This window comes from Aeromonas sp. R4-2, from assembly GCF_040908295.1.
Taxonomy (GTDB): domain Bacteria; phylum Pseudomonadota; class Gammaproteobacteria; order Enterobacterales; family Aeromonadaceae; genus Aeromonas; species Aeromonas veronii.
This window is the reverse complement of record NZ_JBFODL010000014.1, coordinates 429,995-444,844: the sequence shown is the minus strand read 5'-3', so window position 1 is coordinate 444,844 and position 14,850 is coordinate 429,995. Positions and strand designations below refer to the sequence as shown.

At 60.2% G+C, this 14,850-nt stretch carries 16 protein-coding genes and 1 riboswitch; of the genes, 3 read left to right on the top strand and 13 right to left on the bottom strand.

Annotated elements, in window-relative coordinates; genetic code table 11:
- Positions 1-78: 78 nt before the first annotated feature.
- Positions 79-1,455 (bottom strand): sodium:alanine symporter family protein, encoded by a 1,377-nt coding sequence (locus AB5Y99_RS12555; protein ID WP_021229128.1) that lies wholly within the window; start codon positions 1,453-1,455, stop codon positions 79-81.
- 107 nt (positions 1,456-1,562) lie between these two features.
- A riboswitch (glycine riboswitch) is annotated at positions 1,563-1,678 on the bottom strand.
- Positions 1,679-2,185: 507 nt separating this feature from the next.
- Between AB5Y99_RS12555 and AB5Y99_RS12550 the strand changes: the two genes are divergently transcribed.
- The gene (locus tag AB5Y99_RS12550) at positions 2,186-3,352 is read left to right on the top strand and encodes a type III PLP-dependent enzyme (RefSeq protein WP_005343923.1); all 1,167 of its coding nucleotides are present in this window, start codon (positions 2,186-2,188) and stop codon (positions 3,350-3,352) included.
- Between the two features lie 84 nt (positions 3,353-3,436).
- Here AB5Y99_RS12550 and AB5Y99_RS12545 read toward each other — a convergent pair whose 3' ends face one another.
- Together AB5Y99_RS12545 and AB5Y99_RS12540 are read right to left on the bottom strand one after the other, a co-directional pair.
- Positions 3,437-4,405 (bottom strand): calcium/sodium antiporter, encoded by a 969-nt coding sequence (locus tag AB5Y99_RS12545; protein WP_247824114.1) that lies wholly within the window; start codon positions 4,403-4,405, stop codon positions 3,437-3,439.
- Positions 4,406-4,531: 126 nt separating this feature from the next.
- Entirely contained in the window at positions 4,532-5,005 is a 474-nt protein-coding gene (locus AB5Y99_RS12540) for a peroxiredoxin (protein ID WP_247824113.1), read from the bottom strand.
- A gap of 155 nt (positions 5,006-5,160) precedes the next feature.
- Here AB5Y99_RS12540 and AB5Y99_RS12535 point away from each other — a divergent pair, with 155 nt between their 5' ends.
- A complete protein-coding gene (locus AB5Y99_RS12535; protein WP_058056707.1) occupies positions 5,161-6,087 on the top strand; it encodes a phenylacetate--CoA ligase family protein in 927 nt (308 codons plus the stop codon).
- An 83-nt stretch (positions 6,088-6,170) separates the two neighbouring features.
- Here the strand turns inward: AB5Y99_RS12535 and yfcD are convergent, their stop codons facing one another.
- On the bottom strand, positions 6,171-6,653 hold the full coding sequence (gene yfcD, locus AB5Y99_RS12530; RefSeq protein WP_047435956.1) for an NUDIX hydrolase YfcD: 483 nt from the start codon (positions 6,651-6,653) through the stop codon (positions 6,171-6,173).
- Positions 6,654-6,856: 203 nt separating this feature from the next.
- Between yfcD and AB5Y99_RS12525 the strand changes: the two genes are divergently transcribed.
- Complete coding sequence (locus AB5Y99_RS12525; RefSeq protein ID WP_005338403.1) at positions 6,857-7,075, top strand: DUF1107 family protein; 219 nt, start codon at positions 6,857-6,859, stop codon at positions 7,073-7,075.
- Between the two features lie 52 nt (positions 7,076-7,127).
- On the opposite strand, the gene AB5Y99_RS12520 is transcribed toward AB5Y99_RS12525, so the two are convergent.
- From AB5Y99_RS12520 to phoB, 9 genes are all read right to left on the bottom strand, one after another.
- Positions 7,128-7,442 (bottom strand): DUF2845 domain-containing protein, encoded by a 315-nt coding sequence (locus tag AB5Y99_RS12520; RefSeq protein WP_005338404.1) that lies wholly within the window; start codon positions 7,440-7,442, stop codon positions 7,128-7,130.
- A gap of 188 nt (positions 7,443-7,630) precedes the next feature.
- A complete protein-coding gene (locus AB5Y99_RS12515) occupies positions 7,631-8,242 on the bottom strand; it encodes an FKBP-type peptidyl-prolyl cis-trans isomerase (protein WP_005338405.1) in 612 nt (203 codons plus the stop codon).
- Positions 8,243-8,392: 150 nt separating this feature from the next.
- Positions 8,393-9,118 carry a copper homeostasis protein CutC gene (locus tag AB5Y99_RS12510; RefSeq protein WP_201972982.1) on the bottom strand — a complete coding sequence of 242 codons (726 nt, stop codon included), beginning with the start codon at positions 9,116-9,118 and terminating at the stop codon, positions 8,393-8,395.
- A 41-nt stretch (positions 9,119-9,159) separates the two neighbouring features.
- Entirely contained in the window at positions 9,160-10,062 is a 903-nt protein-coding gene (locus AB5Y99_RS12505; protein ID WP_005338407.1) for an ROK family protein, read from the bottom strand.
- Between the two features lie 107 nt (positions 10,063-10,169).
- Positions 10,170-10,676: a GNAT family N-acetyltransferase gene (locus tag AB5Y99_RS12500; RefSeq protein WP_184232577.1), complete on the bottom strand. Its 507-nt coding sequence runs from the start codon at positions 10,674-10,676 to the stop codon at positions 10,170-10,172.
- Positions 10,664-11,470 (bottom strand): M48 family metallopeptidase, encoded by an 807-nt coding sequence (locus tag AB5Y99_RS12495; RefSeq protein ID WP_005358873.1) that lies wholly within the window; start codon positions 11,468-11,470, stop codon positions 10,664-10,666. Before AB5Y99_RS12495 ends, AB5Y99_RS12500 begins: the two co-directional genes overlap by 13 nt.
- 181 nt (positions 11,471-11,651) lie before the next feature.
- Positions 11,652-12,626: a PstS family phosphate ABC transporter substrate-binding protein gene (locus AB5Y99_RS12490; RefSeq protein ID WP_005338411.1), complete on the bottom strand. Its 975-nt coding sequence runs from the start codon at positions 12,624-12,626 to the stop codon at positions 11,652-11,654.
- A 178-nt stretch (positions 12,627-12,804) separates the two neighbouring features.
- The gene (phoR, locus tag AB5Y99_RS12485; RefSeq protein ID WP_323890910.1) at positions 12,805-14,100 is read right to left on the bottom strand and encodes a phosphate regulon sensor histidine kinase PhoR; all 1,296 of its coding nucleotides are present in this window, start codon (positions 14,098-14,100) and stop codon (positions 12,805-12,807) included.
- Between the two features lie 8 nt (positions 14,101-14,108).
- Complete coding sequence (gene phoB / locus AB5Y99_RS12480) at positions 14,109-14,798, bottom strand: phosphate regulon transcriptional regulator PhoB (RefSeq protein ID WP_005338414.1); 690 nt, start codon at positions 14,796-14,798, stop codon at positions 14,109-14,111.
- Positions 14,799-14,850 lie beyond the last annotated feature (52 nt).

Below are 14,850 nucleotides of genomic sequence, written 5' to 3'. Positions count from 1 at the left end.
CAGAGATAGCGCACAAAAAGCCACGACCGGAGTCGTGGCTTGTTCTTTTCAAGGGGAGCGAGAAACGGGCCGAGGCGTTCAGGCCGTCTGCGGCTCCGGTTCAGCTTCGCTATCCAGATCGCGGCTAAAATAGGCGCGGGTCTCGGCGATCACCACATGGCGCAGGCCAATCAGGCCGATGAGGTTGGGCACCGCCATCAGGCCGTTAACGATATCGGCCAGCAGCCAAATCATGTCCAGATGGAGGAAAGCACCGCTCGCCACCAGCGCCAGATAGACCAGACGATAGGGCTTGATTGCCTTAACCCCGAACAGATACTCGGTGCAGCGCTCGCCGTAGTAGTTCCAGCCAAGGATGGTGGTAAAGGCGAAGAACAGCAGGCCAATGCTCACCAGATACTGGCCGACATGAGCATCGAGCCCCTGGGCAAAGGCCAGACTGGTCATGGCCGCGCCGCTTGCATCGCCGCTCCACACGCCGGTCACCACCAGGGTCAGGCCGGTCATGGTGCAGATGATGATGGTGTCGATGAAGGTACCTGTCATGGAGACCAGCCCCTGCTCCACGCACGAATCGGTTTTGGCCGCCGCCGCCGCGATGGGGGCCGACCCCAGCCCCGATTCGTTGGAGAAGACCCCGCGCGCCACCCCGGACTGAATGGCCAGCATGATGCTGGCGCCGACGAAGCCGCCGGTCGCCGCATGGCCGGTGAAGGCACTCTCGATAACCAGCATGACGGCATCGGGCAGGGCGCTGGCGTTGTTCACCAGCACGCCCAGACAGGCGACGATGTAGAAGATGGCCATGAAGGGCACCACCTTGCTCGACACACTGGAGATGGATTTGATCCCCCCCAGGGTCACCAGCGCCACGATCAGGGTCAGCACTACGGCGGTCGCTTCACGGGGCACCGAGAAGGAGAGGCTCATGGCGTCGGAGATGGCATTGACCTGCGGGAAGGTACCGATCCCGAAGAAAGCCACGCCGATGCCGAACAGGGCAAACAGCTTGGCCAGCGGCTTGGAACCGAGCCCCTTCTCCAGATAGTACATGGGGCCGCCAGCCATCTGGCCGTTGGCATCCTGCTCGCGATATTTGACCGCCAGCAGACACTCGGCGTACTTGGTGGCCATGCCGAACAGCGCCGCCATCCACATCCAGAACAGGGCACCGGGGCCGCCGAGCTTGATGGCGGTAGCCACTCCGACGATGTTGCCGGTACCGATGGTGGCAGAGAGTGCGGTACAAAGGGCGCCGAAGCTGGAGACATCCCCCTGCTTGCCATGCCCCTGATCGCGGCCAAAGACCAGCCGCAGAGCGAGCGGCAAGCGCACGACCTGAAGCAGACCCAGACGCAGGGTGAGATAGATACCGGTCCCGACCAGCAGGATCAGCAGGGGTGGACCCCAGATAAAACTATCGATGGCGGTTAACGCCGATTGAATTGATGACATGCATCCTCCTTAAGAAACAGAAATTAAGGAGGAGAAGGATGATCTTCCCATAGGTGTCGCGATCGGCCAGAGGCGATCGGATGCGGGCCAAGCCCAGGTACAACCATCCCATCCCCTCTGTCCTTTTGCCTGAGAGTTTCCGGCGCCAGCCTGCCCTTGCGGGTAGTCATGGTGCCTTGCTCCTTCGGCGCCCGATTTAACGGGTCTCTCCAGAGTATCGTCCAGTAGCAGTCCACACCGGTTGCCCGGTACCTGAAAGATTCACTTCTTCGGTGGATGGTTGCCCATCGCTCTCCTGCTACCTTCATCCGAACTAGTTTGGATTAGGAAGTCGGCATGTTAATCCAAAAAATGTGAGCTGTCTCGCACTTGGCCGCCCCCATTTATATTTTTTTAGTGACCGCCAGAACCGCGGCAAGAATGTTAAATATTAGTTAACTATCAACAAGTTAGGCGCTCACGGATCAAATGTGGCCCAAACGGGAAAAATGGCGGATAGAGAACAGTGATCCCTCTCGTTTCGCCAAGAAAATCTTGCCGACATATCCAATCAAAATGCTTGCACACAGAATCAATAAGCCGATAATCCGCTGCATAACCAAGCACTTTGTTATCAATTTATGCACTGTGTTCGGTTGGTCCCACCGGACCGCTCGCCTGACCCGGCCGTCGCCGGTTCAATCGCATATGGCTTGGGCATATCACGCCCCCTAAGGATGACCAAAAGAGAATGAACGAGACCCTGGTTGCAAAAGATGTGGTCGCACAAGATTACCGTCAGCTGGTTGAACAATTCGGCTCCCCCCTGCTGCTGCTCGACAAGGCAGCCGTCCGCAAACAGTATCGGGCCCTGGCCGCCGCCCTGCCCGATGTACGATTGCACTATGCACTCAAACCCCTGCCCCATGAGGCGGTGGTCTCTGTCTTGAAGGAAGAGGGGGCCTGTTTCGATCTGGCCACCAATGGCGAAGTGGATCTGGTGCGCAGTCAGGGGGTTCGCCCGGGACGTTGCATTCATACCCATCCCATCAAGCGCGACAGTGACATCCGTTATGCGCTGGAGTTCGGCTGCACCGTGTTTGTCTACGACAACCCGCTGGAGCTGGAGAAGTTCATTCCCTACAAGGACGAAGTGAAACTGCTGCTGCGGGTCAGCTTCCCGAACCCCGAGACCAAGGTCGATCTCTCCAAGAAGTTCGGCTGCACTCCGGAGCAGGCGCTGCCGCTGCTGCAACTGGCCCACGCCAAGGGGATCAAGGTGATGGGGCTGTCGTTCCACGTCGGCTCGCAAGTGCCTCATGCCCGTCGCCATGTGCAGGCCATCGACGCCTGCCGCGAGATCATGGAGCAGGCTTGGGCGCTCGGGCTCAAGCCCTGGGTGCTGGATATCGGCGGCGGTTTCCCGGTGGATTATGAGGGGGGCGAGTTCGATATCGACGGCTTCTGCGCGCCGATCCGCGAAGCGCTGGCCAAGCTGCCCGCTACCGTGCAGAAGATTGCCGAACCGGGCCGCTTTATCAGCGCGCCGGCCATGACTTCGGTATCCAGCGTGATGGGCAAGGCCCACCGTGGCGACAAGATCTGGTACTACCTGGATGACGGTCTCTACGGCAGCTACAACGGCCAGCTCTATGACCACGTTACCTATCCGGTGAGCACGCCTTATGCCTGTGGCGAGCAGCACAACTCGGTGCTCTCCGGCCCGACCTGCGACAGCGTGGATGTGATCCGCGATGGCATCATGCTGCCGGATCTGGCTATCGGCGAACTGGTGATTGGCAAGGTGATGGGCGCCTACACCTGGGCCTCCGCCTCCACCTTCAACTTCTTCCCCAAAGCCAGCATCCTCATTCTGGACAGCAGTCAGAAGGGGCAGAAGCTGGTGGCAGTAGCCTGAGCACACCGCTCGCCAACAGGTTCACTGGGCAAAAACAAGAGGGGGAAGCTTGCGCTTCCCCCTCTCTCATTTCACCAACCCCTATCAGATAAACTGACTGGTCAGCAGCCAGCCGGTGTAGGCGACGAAGCAGGTGAGCAGCACGCCCCCCTCCAGCCGGTTGATGCGGCCTTGGCCCTTGCGGCCCAGACACATCACCAGCAGCAACAGGGTCAGCCCCATCATGATGCTCCAGTCACGGGTGAGCACCTCCGGCGCCACATCGAGCGGGTGGATGCCCGCCGCAATCCCCACCACCGCCAGGGTGTTGAACAGGTTGGAGCCGAGCACGTTGCCAAGGGCCAGATCATGCTCGTTCTTGCGAATGGCGATGAGGGACGAGGCCAGCTCCGGCAGGGAGGTTCCCACCGCGACTATGGTGAGACCAATCACCAGATCGCTGATACCAAGCGCCTGAGCGATGGTTACCGCCCCCCAGACCAACAGGCGGGAAGCGCCAATCAGCAGCACCAGCCCGACTACCAGCCAGAAGATGGCGCTCTTGAGGGACATCCCCTCGCTCTCGATATCCTCGGCGGTCTCGGTATCCAGCGCATCTCCCTTGCCATTCATGCCAGCCCAGATGGACCAGCCCATCAGGGCAATGAAGACGGCCCCCAGAATGACCGCATCCATCCGGCCCAGATGACCATCGATCAGCAGGGCGCCGGAGAGCAGGGTAATACCGAGCAGGATCGGGATCTCCTTGCGCACTACCTGAGAGGCCACCGCGATAGGGCTGATCAGTGCCGTCAGACCCAGGATCAGCGCGATATTGGTGATGTTGGAGCCATAGGCATTACCAAGCGCCAACCCGGGATTGCCCTGGGACGCCGCCAGCGCCGAGACCACCATCTCCGGGGCCGAGGTACCAAAACCGATGATCACCATGCCGATCAGCAGCGGCGGCATCCCCGCATAACGGGCAGTGGCGGCGGCACCGTCGACAAACTTGTCTGCACTCCAGACCAGCAGCGCCAGTCCGGCAATCAGGGCAACAAAAGCCAGGGTCATAGGATCTTCATCTCTTGTTATCTGCAACGAAGCGCCAGCCCAAACGGGCAGGCACCATGGGAAAGTGGCGCCAGTGTAGCTGTGCCACCTCCCATTTCAAGGGGAAATCAAACCGTGATTAACATTTCACAGTGCAGCCAGCAGGCTCGCGGCATCGGAGACCTCGAACTTGCCGGACGCCTCCAAAAACAGCTGCTCTACAACACCATCGTTGGCGATCAACGCAAAGCGCTGGGCGCGGATGCCGCCAAAGGTGCCGGTATCCTTGGCCAGGCCCAGCGCCCGGGTCCAGCTGCCATCGCCATCCGCCAGCATGGTGATCGCCTCGGCATTCTGGGCCGTCTGCCAGGCTCGCATCACGAAGGCGTCGTTGACCGACAGACAGCAGATGGCATCCACCCCTTTGGCCATAAACTGATCGGCCAGCACCACATAGCCGGGCAGATGAGCATTGGAGCAGGTGGGAGTAAAGGCGCCGGGTACCGCAAACAGCACCACTTTTTTACCGGCGAACAGCGTCTGGCTATCCCGCAGCTGCTTGCCCTCGGCGGTGATAAAGGTAAATTCGCCCGCAGGCAGGGGGTGTCCTACAGCAATCATGATTTCTCGTCCTGAGTCGTGATGGGAAGTCGCCAGTTTATCCCAGAGTGACGATGCCGCCTAACAGCGGCTCTGAGCCTGACCATGGATAGCGGCAGGCATTTTCCCCTTGGGCAGACTACTCTTGAGCTGGTTTCACGGCGCCAGGAGGCCCCATGCAACACTATTACGATGGTCTGGAAATTCGTCCCCCCGCCATGCGCGAACAGCAGCAACTGGACCAGCTCAATCATCAGCTTACCCATGTCAGTCAATATTGCGCCGGTTACTCCAGCGCCTATCGCCAGTGCCGCCTCGAGGATCTGGCAGAGCTGGCCACCCTGCCACTGCTCGATAGCAAAGAGCTCTTTGCCGCCCAGCAGGCTCATCCCCCCTTTGCCGGTCTCACCGGCCGTCCGGCCAGTCAGGCGCTGCGGGTCTTCTCCTGTCCGGGTCAGCTGGCCATCCCCGAATATGCCGGGGCAGACTGGTGGGGCGCCGCCCGAGCACTGTTTGCCGCCGGCTTCAAGGCGGGGGAAGTGATGCTCAACGGCCACGACTATCATGCTGGCCCCACCGCCTTTATCTTCGATAACGGCGCCCGCCAACTGGGGGCTCCCGTGGTACCCTGCGGCCCCCACGATACCCAGCGCCAGCTGGAGGCACTGCTGCGCTATCAACCCACCGGCTACGTCGGTCCGCTGGTGACCCTGCTCGACCTGCTGGAAGCGGCCGAGGCAGCGGAGATCCCGAGCGACTCGCTGCGCCGCGCCCTATTGTGCGAAGCCACCCATCCTGAAACCGCGCCACTGCGCGCCATTCACGGTATTGCGGCCCTCAACTGTCTGGTGTGGCAGGATGTGGGAGTGGTGGCCTACGAGAGTCAGCCCGGTCAGGGCTTTATCGTCAACGAGAGCTGCATCGTCGAGATCATCGATCCCGCCAGCGGCAATCCCGTGAGTGGAGATGAAACGGGCCAGCTGGTGGTGACCCGGCTCGATCTGGAATATCCATTGCTGCGTCTGGCCACCGACTGGCAAGGGCACTGGCTCGCCAAACCGAGCGCTTGCGGGCGCACCAACCGGCGCCTCAAGCTGGTGTAGCAGACCAAGTAAATGCACAAAGGCAGACGGGCAGCCATCAGGCTGCCCGTCTTGTCTCTGGAAAAGAGAATATATGAAGTTGGTCAGCGCCTTGCCTGCCAGGTGGCGATGGCGAGCAGGGAGTCGGGGGTAAACTCGCTGGCACGCTCGGCGATCTCGGCCAGGCTCATCCAGTGCACCGCGCTCACCTCTTCGGCCTGCAACTGCAACGGCCCCTGATAACGGCAACTGAAGAGGCCGCCCCAGACCCGGTAGCCCTCCCCTTCTGCATAAAAGCTGCCAAAGCCCTGCAGTGGAACATCCATAATCCCCAGCTCTTCGGCCAGCTCGCGGCGGGCGGAGCGCTCCATCTCCTCACCGGTGGTGACCACACCACCGGCGCAAGCATCCAGCATACCGGGGCAGAAATCCTTGCTGAGGGTGCGTCGCTGCACCAGGATCCGATCCGCGTCGTCGAGCACCAGAATATAGCTGGCGCGATGGCAGAGATTCTCCCGCCGCACCTTGGCTCGCTCGGCCACGCCAATCACCCGGTTATCCTCGTCCACCACATCAACCCATTCCACGCACAGGCCCTTTTATTTGTTCCATTCAAGCCCGCAGTATATCGGTGCTGTGGTTTGCCATGGCACAACTTTTTCGATGATGCCGTCAATTTGCCGAGCTCACTGGCAAAATAAGGATTCATGCAAATCTTTATAAACCGTCATATCAGTGTCATCGACCGACACCATAGTGTGCCCTGTCCAGGCAATCAGGGAACCGTGTGATGAAGGTATTCAAGCAGTTATCCCCACGGCAGATCGCTCGCTACATCAAGAGCTTTCATCGAGGCTATTTTGCCATCGAGTCGCTGGGGACATTTGAATTCAACGCGGGCAGGATCAGCCTCCATGGCCTGACCTGCCGCCAGCGGCTAAGACTGGCTCGCCAGATCAATCTGGCTGTCAGACAACTTGGTCACCGCGACCCCTTGCCGGACATGTGAGCCAAAGGGTCTTGCCCTACTGTCTGTTGTGCATCCATGCTTTGCCCGCCGGCTACTGGCCGCGCGGGCCGTTTTCGATATCGGTAATGATGCCGTTGCGCACCGTCACAAAGCGCATGAACTCGTTCTTGCCGAAGTTGTAGGTCCAGCGTTCACCATATTTGACCTGCACCATGTTGCCAAACTGGTTCTCCTCGTTGCGGTTGAGCTCTTCACGCAACATCGGCTCACCGCACTTGAGCAGCATCTCGGCGGTGGTGTCTCCCTCGGTGATCAGGGCGTTCTTGCAGCGCATGGCATCAGCACTGGCCGGAATGCTCAGCAGCAACAGAGCAAGCCCCGCTACTTTCTTCATCTTCTTGCTCATCGGGTTCTCCTTATCCTCTCTAATGAGTCGCAGTATGCCTGTTCCCGTTTCTGAAAAAACCAGTAAAAAGCGCAAAAGTGCCGCCCTTTTCTGCTCTCCAGCCTGCTGGTCGCGACAAATGCTGTCTATCACATAGCCCAAAAACAAACGGCGACCCGAGGGTCGCCGTTTGCATCAAGCCAGCAGGATCACAGGATGTCCAGCAGCTCGACTTCAAATACCAGTGCAGAGTAAGGCGGGATGGAGCCCGCGCCACGGGCACCGTAGGCCAGATCGTGGGGGATGTAGAGCTTCCACTTGGAACCAACCGGCATCAGCTGCAGCGCTTCAACCCAGCCAGCGATCACGCCGGTCACCGGGAATTCAGCCGGCTGGCCGCGAGCAACGGAGCTGTCGAATACACCACCGTGGGTGAAGGTACCGTGGTAGTGCACACGCACGGACTGACCGGCTACCGGAACGGCACCGTTGCCTTCTACCAGCACTTCGTACTGCAGACCGGAGTCGGTCACCTTCACTTCAGCGCGCTTGGCGTTATCAGCCAGGAAGGCTTCGCCGTCAGCAGCGGCGGCCTTGGCGGCGGCTTCCTGCTCTTCTTGCATACGCGCAGTGATCACCTGGAAGGCATCATTGATATCGTCACGGCTGACCGCGAACTCCAGACCATTCAGGGCATCTGCCAGACCTTGTTGCAGGGCCGGGATATCCAGACCGGCGAAGGCTTGCTGCGCCAGCTGATCACCCATGTTGCGGCCGATGCCATAGCTGGCCTTCTGTTCGATAGAGTCGTATTGGGACATTGAGATGTTGCTCCAGATCCATGTAGTAAAGAGGCGGGATAATATCAGACTTTTGGCCGGGGTGCTGCCGGGGGCGCCCCTGATTTCCCCGTCAGTGGGAGGAACTTCACACAAGATGCGGATGAACGCCGCCCAACGGCGGCGATCTGCTTAACCGCGATCCAGCAAGGCTCTGACCGCAGCCACCTTGGCGCCATCGGTGATATTGACCCGACCATCATCCGAAGTGCCCATATTCACTCCGTGCGGCACCATGCCACCGCGCCAGCCCATGCCGGACATATGCACTTCGCTCACCCCGGTGAACTCGATGATGGTACGCACGTTGTCGGCATTGACCCCGGCCCCCGGCATCAGGCTGGCACGTCCCGCCAGCGCTTGTTGCATCTCCTGCAGGGTTTCCAGCCCCGCCAACGCGGTCGGCGCATGGCCCGAGCTCAGAATGCGCTCGCAACCGGCCGCGACTATGGTCTCCAGATCGAGACGCCAGTCGGAGGAGAGGTCGATGGCGCGATGGAAGGTGACTCCCAACGGCCCTGCTGCATCCACCAGCTGTTTGAGCCTGGCGGCAGGCACCCGTCCCTCCTCATCCAGCAAACCGACCACCACCCCTTGCAGACCGGCAGAGCGTGCCGCCGCGATATCTTGCAGCATCATCTCGAACTCGCCGTCGTTGAAGCAAAAATCCCCGGCGCGCGGGCGGATCATGGCATAAACCGGCACGGTGGCATGGCGGGCCGCCTGCTGCATAAAACCGTAGGAGGGGGTCAGGCCGCCCAGACCCAGCGCAGAGCAGAGCTCGATGCGATCCGCCCCGGATTGCTGGGCGGTGAACAGGGATTCCAGGTTGTCGATACAGATTTCAAGACGGGTCATGAGGACTCCTTTTTCGGGGAGATCAGACCCCACATCTGATCTCATAGATTGAGCAAGGCTGCGCCGCGCACACCACCGGCACCGCCGAAGCGGGCCTGGCGGATCTCGGGCAGGGCGACCCCGGGCAGCAAGTGACCGGGCAGACGCAACGGCAGCTGTTCATAGAGGGCGGGCAGGCCGCTCAGGCCGCCCCCCAACACCACCACTTCGGGATCAATCACCGAAATGGCGGTGGCAAGCCCGGCGGCCATGATCTCCAACCAGCAGTCGACCGTCTCGACCGCATGGGGTTCATGGGCCTCGAAGCGTCCCACAATCTGGTGACCCGTGGCGCGCTGACCATGGAAATGATGATAGAGACGCTCCAGACCAGTGCCGGAGGCATAGGTTTCAAAACAGACCAGACGGCCGCAGCCACAACGGGGACGGGGCAACTCGGGGTACTTCATCAGCATGGTCGCGGGCAAGGGGTAGTGACCAATCTCGCCAGCCAGCCAGTTGCGCCCCTGAATAAGCTTGCCCGCCAGATAAACAGCGCCGCCGATGCCGGTACCGATGGTGACACCGAGCGCACTGCCTGCGCCGTCGGCTGCCCCTTGATGCACTTCGGACCAGAGGAAGCAGTTGGCGTCGTTATCCACCTTGACTGGCCGCTCCAGCAGTTCGGCCAGATCTGCGCCCAGATGGCGACCATTGATGGAGGGCAGATTGGCCGCCACTATGCTGTGATCGTGGCTATTGATGACGCCGGGAAAACCGATACCGACCGAGCCCCGTGCGCCGAAGCGGGCATCCGCCTGTTCGACCCGGGAGCGGATCAACTGCTGCAGCCCCTCGTAATCGTTGCCCGGGGTGCTCATGCGCTCCTCGTGGCAGAGGTTCAATGCACCGTCATAGACCGCAAAAGCGATCTTGGTGCCACCGATATCAAAGCCGTAATACATGCCAGCACTCCCTTGTCAGCCCGTGTTTATCCAACTCTGTTCCAAGGGGACATTGTATTAATTCGCAAAAAAAATAAAGTGACCGAAGGCGAAAAATGGGAGAGTGATCAGAGCAAACGGCTCATTTGTCGCTGCAGGCAGGGCTGCCCGAGGCTTATCAGGGTGCGCTCCTCGCCATCAAAAACGAAGCCACGGCGCAGGTAGAACCCCTCGCCGATGTGGTTGCCATCAAGCAGCCACAATTTGACGCTATGGCAACCGGCGCGGCGCATCTGCATCGCCACCGCCTGCCACAGCCGTTTGCCATAACCTTGTCGCCAGTGGTCGGGATGGAGGTAAAAAGCGCGGATCAGGGCATGGCTCTGTCCCGCTTCCTGCAGTGGTTGCCAGTAGAGCAGGCCAATCACCACCTCATCGAGACAAAGCAGCATGGGCCTTGGGCCCGGCTCGGCCAGACGGCTCTGCCAAATCTGCAGATGGGCGGTGACATCGAGCTGCTCCAGCAAGTCGGCACCGAGCACCTGGCCATAGGCAGCGAGCCAGCTGGCTCGCTGCATCACCGTCATGGCGGCGGCATCGTCGCTGCGCGCCATGCGCAGGCTTATGCCTTGCATTGGGGCACCAGACCGTTGGCGCGGGCCTGCTCATAGAGCGGCAACACTTGCGCCTGTTGCGCCTGCAACTCGGCGATCCGGTTCTCGTTGCTCGGGTGAGTGGAGAGCAGTTGTGGCGGGGTGTTGCCACCGGCGGCGGCACTCATGTTTTGCCACAGGGGGATCGCCTCGGCCGGATTGAACCCGGCGCGCGCCATCAGCTCAAGCCCCAGCCGATCCGCTTCGCTCTCCTGAGTACGGCCATAGGGCAACATCACCCCCACCTCGACACCGAGGCCAAGGGCGGCCATGGTGGCGCCGCGATACTCGCTGGTGCCCATGGCAATGTCCGCAGCCGCCAGACCGATCCCCGCCAGCTGGCTGCGCGAGAGTCGTTCGTTGGAGTGCTGGGCCAGCACGTGAGTCAGCTCGTGGCCGATGACGGTCGCCAGCTGATCCTGATTCTTGGCCACCTTGAGCAGGCCGCTGTAGACCCCGATCTTGCCGCCGGGCAGGGCGAAGGCGTTGACCTGTTTGGAGTCAAACACCACCACTTCCCAGTTGGTGATGCCATAGCTTGCCGGCACCTGAGCGGTCACCGCCTTGGCAACACAGGAGACATAGGCGTTGAGTTTGGCATCCTTGCTCACCTTCTCCTGCTTCTTCATTTGCTCGAAGGAGTCGGCGCCCAGCTGGTTCATCTGCTGGGGAGAGTAGAGCAGCATCTGGCTGCGGCCGGTCGGCGACTGGGCGCAGGCGACCAGCAGGGAACTACAGAGGGCTACCAGGCCAAACTTGGTGAGGGACGCAATCATGAAGGGATCCTTTGCCATAACGTTGCCCTATTCTCGGAAATGCCGCCCTGCTGCGCAAGGGAGCCAGCCCCCGGCTGGCGGAAAAATATCCATCCTGCGCTATTAACAAAACTGACAGCCGCCAAAAACAAAACGAGCCCGCTTGGGGCTCGTTTTATCAGGGCATGCTGACTGCGGGCAGTTACATGATACCCAGCTTTTTCAGGTCAGCCTGTACCACCTTGGCCGGCACCGGCACGTAGCCATCTTTGGCAACGATGTTCTGGCCTGCTTTGGAGAGCATCATCTTGACGAACTCTTGCTCCATCGGGGAGAGCGGCTTGTTCGGATGCTTGTTCACGTAAACGTACAGGAAGCGTGACAGCGGATACTTGCCAGTGATGGCGTTATCGGAGGTCGCTTCGATGAAGGTCTTGCCATCTTTGGAGAGCGGTACTGCACGCACGCCGGAGGTGACATAACCGATACCGGAATAGCCGATGCCGTTCAGGGAGGCAGAGACAGACTGCACCACGGAGGCAGAACCCGGCTGCTCGTTCACGCCGCTCTTGAAGTCGCCGTTACACAGGGCGTGCTCCTTGAAGTAACCGTAGGTACCGGATACGGAGTTGCGACCGAACAGTTGCAGATCCTTGCTGGACCAGTTGCCGTCCAGACCCAGATCAGACCACTTGGTGGCAGCCTTGGCTTCGCCGCACTTGAGGGTGCTGGAGAAGATGGCGTCGATCTGCGGCATGGTCAGCCCCTTGATGGGGTTGTCCTTGTTGACGAACACTGCCAAGGCATCGACTGCAACGCGGATGGCAGTCGGCTTGTAGCCGTAACGCTTCTCGAATGCTTCCTCTTCACCGGCCTTCATGGCACGGCTCATCGGACCGAACTGGGCAACACCTTCGGTCAGGGCAGTCGGGGCGGTAGAAGAACCGGCGGCCTGGATCTGCACGTTGACGTTGGGGTACAAACGCTTAAATTCTTCGGCCCACAGGGTCATCATGTTGGCCAGGGTGTCCGAGCCGACAGAGGACAGGTTGCCCGAAATGCCGCTGGTCGGTGTGTAATCCGGCAGGTCTTTATCCACACCGGCAGCCAGAGCGCTGACAGAAAACAGGGTTGCTGCGGTGAATCCGATTACACCAGCCAGTTTGTTGAGTTTCATCCAATCTCTCCAAAGTTACAGAAGGTCCGTTCTTAAGACGGCGCCAGTATCTGACCTGGCAGTGACAAATTTATGGATTTAATGTGACACTTTAATGACATGGCGACAGATTTGAACAAATGAAAAGAGGGCCCGTTCAAAGGCCCTCTTTTTGCAGCTAACTCATTGCCATAAAAGACTATTTAATCACCACCATGCGGCTCGGGATAAGAAAGCTGAAGCGGCTGCCAAGGCCGACCCGGCTCTCGATATCGAGCTGGCAGTCGTGATGACTGAGGGCATGCTTGACGATGGCAAGGCCCAAGCCTGAGCCGCCGGTGTGGCGCGAGCGTGCCTTGTCGACCCGATAGAACCGCTCGGTCAGCCGCGCCAGATGCTCGGGAGCAATCCCCTCCCCTTCATCGCTCACGGCAAACAGCGCCATCGCCCCCTGCTTGCGCCACTCCACCGTAATTTTTCGCCCCGCCGGGGTGTAGTGGATGGCGTTATAGACCAGATTGGAGACGGCACTGCGCAGTTGCTCCTGATCCCCGCGCACCAGCAGATTAGGCTGCACCACAAATTCGAGCTGGTGGGCCCGTTCGCCCGAGAGCGCTCGCGCCTCCTGCTCCAGCAGCCCCAGCATGGCAGGCATGTCCACCAGATGGGAGAGATCCACGGTCGGAGCCGCCTCGATACGGGAGAGAGTGAGCAGCTGATTGACCAGATTATCCATCCGGATGGTCTGCTCCATCATCACCCGATGCGCCTTGGCCCACGTGGCGGGCGGGGGCGGCTCCTCGGTCATCTCCAGATAGCCCTTGAGCACGGTCAGCGGGGTGCGCAGTTCGTGAGAGACGTTGGAGACGAAGTGCTTGCGGGTCTTCTCGAGACTGCGCAAGCGGGTGACATCCCGTACCACCAGCATCGCCTGATCCGAGGCGTAGGGCATGATGCGAAACTCGAGAAACTTCTCCTCGTTGACCGGGGAGTGCATCTCGAGGGGCTCGTCATATGCCCCCTTGCCCAGATAGGCGTTAAAGGCCGGATTGCGAATGAGGTTGCCGATATGCTGGCCGGCATCCTCCGGCCAGCGAAAACCGAGCAGTTGCTCCGCCAGCCGGTTGCACCAGAGGATGCTGCCATCGGTGCGAAACACCACGGCGGCATCGGGCAGCGCCTCGGCCCCCTCCCGGAAGCGGCGGATCAGCCCCGCCAGCTCGCGGCGCCGGGCGCGGTGACGCTGCTGCAGCTTGTAGATACCGTTGAAGATGTACTCCCAGCTGCCATTGCCGCTGGGGGGCACCAGGCTGCGGTCGTGCCACAGCCAGTCAGAGAGCCGCTTCTGGAAGCGATAGTGCCAGCCCAGATGCAACACGGCCGCCACCAACAGGCAGAGGGCAAGATGATCAATCAACCAGCCAACCAATGCGAAGGGGGCGTAAAAAAACGCCATTCGCCACAACTGTCGCCGCCAGGCGTAAGGTTGCAACATAACTGCCTCTAGAGACGGGTTGAGAAGCGGTATCCGGCTCCACGCACCGTCTGGATCAATCTGTCGTGCCCTGTCTCTTCAATCGCCTTGCGCAGGCGACGAATATGCACATCCACGGTTCTGTCCTCGACGTACACATTGGTACCCCAGACATTATTGAGCAGCTGTTCACGGCTGTAGACCCGCTCGGGGTGAGTCATGAAGAAGTGAAGCAGCTTGAACTCGGTCGGCCCCATGTCGAGCGCCTTCTCTTCGGCACTGACCCGGTGGGAGACAGGATCGAGTTTCAGCCCCTGCACCTCGATCACCTCATCCACCGAGGTGGGCGACACGCGGCGCATCACCGCATGGAGGCGAGCGGTCAGCTCCTTGGGCGAGAACGGCTTGGTGATGTAGTCGTCGGCTCCGGCCTCCAGACCACGCACCTTGTCCTCCTCTTCACCGCGAGCGGTGAGCATCACCACCGGGATCTGGCGCGTCACCTCATCCTGCTTGAGCTGCTTGATAAACTGGATGCCACTGCCGCCCGGCATCATCCAGTCGAGCACGATGAGTTCGGGGTAGGGTTCGCGCACCTTCGCCAGTCCATCGGCGTAATCTTCCGCTTCAATCGTCTCATATCCCTTCTGCTCCAACACGAAGCAGAGCATTTCGCGGATCGGTGCTTCGTCCTCGACCACCAGAATTCGCTTAGCCATTCCCTTCTCTCTCCTCTGTGAAGATGGGTGCGCCAATTATTAGAATTTTCTG

Excerpts from the sequence above, each read along its gene's own strand:
- AB5Y99_RS12550 (WP_005343923.1), top strand. The coding sequence starts at position 2,186 with ATGAACGAGACCCTGGTTGCAAAAGATGTGGTCGCACAAGATTACCGT.
- AB5Y99_RS12535 (WP_058056707.1), top strand. The coding sequence starts at position 5,161 with ATGCAACACTATTACGATGGTCTGGAAATTCGTCCCCCCGCCATGCGC.
- AB5Y99_RS12525 (WP_005338403.1), top strand. The coding sequence starts at position 6,857 with ATGAAGGTATTCAAGCAGTTATCCCCACGGCAGATCGCTCGCTACATC.
- phoR (WP_323890910.1), bottom strand. The coding sequence starts at position 14,100 with ATGTTGCAACCTTACGCCTGGCGGCGACAGTTGTGGCGAATGGCGTTT.
- AB5Y99_RS12555 (WP_021229128.1), bottom strand. The coding sequence starts at position 1,455 with ATGTCATCAATTCAATCGGCGTTAACCGCCATCGATAGTTTTATCTGG.
- phoB (WP_005338414.1), bottom strand. The coding sequence starts at position 14,798 with ATGGCTAAGCGAATTCTGGTGGTCGAGGACGAAGCACCGATCCGCGAA.
- AB5Y99_RS12510 (WP_201972982.1), bottom strand. The coding sequence starts at position 9,118 with ATGACCCGTCTTGAAATCTGTATCGACAACCTGGAATCCCTGTTCACC.
- AB5Y99_RS12545 (WP_247824114.1), bottom strand. The coding sequence starts at position 4,405 with ATGACCCTGGCTTTTGTTGCCCTGATTGCCGGACTGGCGCTGCTGGTC.
- AB5Y99_RS12505 (WP_005338407.1), bottom strand. The coding sequence starts at position 10,062 with ATGTATTACGGCTTTGATATCGGTGGCACCAAGATCGCTTTTGCGGTC.
- AB5Y99_RS12515 (WP_005338405.1), bottom strand. The coding sequence starts at position 8,242 with ATGTCCCAATACGACTCTATCGAACAGAAGGCCAGCTATGGCATCGGC.
- AB5Y99_RS12495 (WP_005358873.1), bottom strand. The coding sequence starts at position 11,470 with ATGATTGCGTCCCTCACCAAGTTTGGCCTGGTAGCCCTCTGTAGTTCC.
- AB5Y99_RS12540 (WP_247824113.1), bottom strand. The coding sequence starts at position 5,005 with ATGATTGCTGTAGGACACCCCCTGCCTGCGGGCGAATTTACCTTTATC.
- AB5Y99_RS12520 (WP_005338404.1), bottom strand. The coding sequence starts at position 7,442 with ATGAGCAAGAAGATGAAGAAAGTAGCGGGGCTTGCTCTGTTGCTGCTG.
- AB5Y99_RS12490 (WP_005338411.1), bottom strand. The coding sequence starts at position 12,626 with ATGAAACTCAACAAACTGGCTGGTGTAATCGGATTCACCGCAGCAACC.
- AB5Y99_RS12500 (WP_184232577.1), bottom strand. The coding sequence starts at position 10,676 with ATGCAAGGCATAAGCCTGCGCATGGCGCGCAGCGACGATGCCGCCGCC.